This is a genomic window from Streptomyces sp. NPDC002130, from assembly GCF_040296465.1.
In the GTDB taxonomy this organism is placed as follows: Bacteria; Actinomycetota; Actinomycetes; order Streptomycetales; family Streptomycetaceae; genus Streptomyces.
Map to the genome: position 1 here is coordinate 1 of NZ_JBEOXI010000551.1, position 2,482 is coordinate 2,482.

At 62.5% G+C, this 2,482-nt stretch carries 3 protein-coding genes; 2 read left to right on the plus strand and 1 reads right to left on the minus strand.

All coding sequences use genetic code 11. The annotated features are described in order from the left end of the window. Positions 1 to 318: 318 nt before the first annotated feature. Positions 319 to 1,179, plus strand: a complete 861-nt coding sequence (locus ABT116_RS42620) for an alpha/beta hydrolase family protein (protein WP_298772779.1) — start codon at positions 319 to 321, stop codon at positions 1,177 to 1,179. Between the two features lie 157 nt (positions 1,180 to 1,336). After that, positions 1,337 to 2,137 (plus strand): helix-turn-helix transcriptional regulator, encoded by an 801-nt coding sequence (locus ABT116_RS42625; RefSeq protein WP_351646044.1) that lies wholly within the window; start codon positions 1,337 to 1,339, stop codon positions 2,135 to 2,137. Positions 2,138 to 2,216: 79 nt separating this feature from the next. On the opposite strand, the gene ABT116_RS42630 is transcribed toward ABT116_RS42625, so the two are convergent. After that, positions 2,217 to 2,482: CocE/NonD family hydrolase (locus ABT116_RS42630; protein WP_351646049.1), on the minus strand; the 266-nt coding region annotated here is incomplete at its 5' end.

A 2,482-nucleotide genomic window follows, 5' to 3' on the forward strand; every position in this document is an offset into this window, starting at 1 on the left:
GGATGACACAGGCCGCCGCAGGGAGCGAGTCGGACGAACGGGTGCCGGGACGCCGGCGATTCTCTCTTTGAACTCTGGGTATTCGCGGCGGCCGGCTATCTGTCGGGAACGATGATTTTGTGTTCAGACACAACACTTCTGGCAAACCCCGTTTTCTCCAACAAAGCCGACGGGCCGCCTTCCGGAAACTATGTAATACACGTCACTCTGGATCGACAATTCACCGAATGTGGTTCAGCTACCGAATACAGGACCCCGAGCGTCCCGTGATCGAACCGTCTGCACCGAAATTGCCGCAACTTCGAAAGGTCGACCTTCATGCAAAAATCTCTGCAATTGTTCGCGAATGCTGTAGCGGCGGTTGCGCTGTGCGCGACACTCGGACTCGCGGGCCCGGCCGGAACGGCCGCCGCTGAGACTCCCGGCATCCCGAGCGTCGGTCACGACTGGGCGAGCGCAGGGCCGTACACGCCGACTGTGTCGATCGGGCTGGTACACACTCTTTACTACCCGCGTCAACTCGGCGCACGAGGCGAGAAGCATCCGGTTGTGATCTGGGGGAACGGGACCGGCGTGCTCCCCGGCGCTTACACCTCCTTGTTGCGCCACTACGCCAGCCATGGATTCATCGTGGTCGCCGCCAATACCCCGGCAAGTAACTTCGCCATCACCATGCGGTCGGGAATTGATCTCATCGAAAGTAAGGCAGCCAACCCATCCAGTGTCTTCTTCGGCAAAGTTGACCTGGAACATATTGGTGCGGTGGGGCACTCGCAGGGCGGATCTGCGGCGATCAATGCCGCGATCGACGACCGCGTCGACACTGCCGTCGCGATCCAGCCGGGCCCGCTCAACGATGTCGACCTCATCGACGAGCCGGTTCTCTATCTTGCCGGTCAGGCCGACGCGATCGTCTGGCCGGCGATCGTGCGGGCGATGTACGAGGATGCCGACCACGTGCCCGCCGAGTATCTGGAACTGCGCGGCGCGACGCACTTCGGTACGGCGATCACCGGTGGCGACATGCGCGGGCCGAGCACCGCCTGGCTGCGGTACTGGTTACTCGACGATCCGAACGCTCGCACCGAGTTCTTCGGGGTGAACTGCGGATACTGCACTGACACCCAGCAGTTCTCGGACTTCGACCGCAACGATCTGGCCCTGCAGATCCCGGGCTGACCTGGTCACTGCCGGTGGAAGACAAAGTCCGGGTCGGGACGGTGTAGCCTGCTCGCGTCGCTATGATAGCCGTCACAGGGGGACGGAACTGAGCGCTGGGTTACACCCTCCTGATAGGGGATCGAACGATTTGACTGCGCAAGATCTGGGCACGCGTATGGAGCGCGCCCTCAAGCGGGTCCGGGTCTCGACAGGGGCCTCCCTTGCATTCGGTGGGCCCGTCAACAGAGCCGGAAACCTCCTAATCGAGCGCTTCGACGGTCCGACCCTCGGAGCGCTCCCCGGGCTGACGCTGGATCCGAGTGAGGGACTCGGCGGCAAGGTGGCGGTCATGCGCCGGCCGATCGCCGTGAACGATTATTTCGAGACCCAGGTGATCACACACCGATACGACAAGGTCATCCGAGCTGAGCGGCTCAAGGCGCTGGTCGCCACGCCGATCATTGTCGGGCGTCAGACGGTGGGAGTCATTTACGGCGCGTTTCGCACTTCCGAGGTCGTGGGAGGTCGCATCGAGGACACCGTCGTGCAGGAAGCGCGGGCGCTGGAGCAAGAACTGGCTGTCAGTGCCGTGACTTCGGCGAACGGTGTGTTGTCCGAAGAAGCCACCGTGAATGCACGTTTGCGCGAGCAGGTGCGATCGGTCTATGCGGAATTACGGCTCCTTGCCGGCAGTGTCGGTGATGCTGATGTGCGTGCGGCGCTCGTCAAGGCTGCCGCCCGGCTGGTCGACGAGGGGGAACGCTCCGAAAGCGCCGGCAGCGCTTCGCTCACGAAACGTGAAATCGACGTCCTGACGGTGGCCGGCGCGGGCATGACGAATGTTCAGATAGCCGGAGTGTTGGGTCTGGCTCTGTTCACGGTCAAGAGTTACATGAAGTCCGCTATGCACAAGCTCGGCGCGAGTACCCGGTTGGAGGCTGTTGTCCTTGCTCGTCGGGACGGCATGATCGCGTGACCGTCAGGCTCACACCGTTGGGACGGTTGCCGGGACCATGAGTGTGGTTCCGGCAACCGTCGATCAGTGCAGGTACTGGTCAGCGGTTGATCCGGGGAAGTACCAGACGGCTGGGGTGGTCGGGTCCGGTGAGGATGGTGTTGTGCGCGACCACGGCGTCGTCGATGGATTCGCGACTGATGAAACCGCCGGTGTTGGTGTTGCGGTCGTAGTGGGGGAAGTTACTGCTGGAGATGTCGACGCGGATCCGATGCCCAGCACGAAACACGTTGGACGTCGCGGCCATATCGATCTCGACTTCGTAGACCGCTCCCGGGACCAGGTGTTCTGGGCGATCGAGGCCGT